Raw genomic sequence first — 542 nt, forward strand, 5'->3', positions numbered from 1 at the left:
GCCGCGACTGGACCGTTTGCCGCAACACGACGTCCCGCTCGGGGTCAGGCATCGCAAGTATGGCGTGCATGGTCACCCGCATCGCCCAGCATGCGTCGACGGGAGGCACGCTTCGCGGATTGGCGGAAAAGGCCGAATAGCGCGCGACATTGCCGGGAGCATAGTCCAGCTCACGAAGCAGCGAGAGCTTGAGGCTTGTCTCCGCCTGCGCATATTGCTGCGGGCTCGGCGTGTCGAGCGTGGTCCCGGTTTGCGCCGCGCGAAGCGCTGCCAGCAGCATGCGGAAGTATCCGTCGATATCCGCGTCGGACATCGCGTCTAGCGAGACTCGATCAATCACCGCGTCCATCTCGTTTAGGCCGAAGCAGTCGGGAGGAACGAGGGTGTCAAGCACCTTGGCGATCAGCGCGACGTACTGCAGACGCAGTGCGGGCGCCATGCGTCCGAGTCCGTCGGCCAATGCCTCGGCGCGGGCGCCCGGGTTCAGCATGAGATCACTCTTGCGCTGGACGTTGCCGGCGACCGCCGGATCGCTGTTGATG

Annotated in this window: 1 pseudogene; it reads right to left on the reverse strand. The window is 65.1% G+C overall.

Annotated features, from left to right (window positions below):
• Nucleotides 1–542 (reverse strand): annotated as a pseudogene (locus NCT32_RS37045) (hypothetical protein); the annotation flags it as partial.

This window comes from Caballeronia sp. INML2, from assembly GCF_023631365.1.
Taxonomy (GTDB): Bacteria; Pseudomonadota; Gammaproteobacteria; order Burkholderiales; family Burkholderiaceae; genus Caballeronia; species Caballeronia turbans.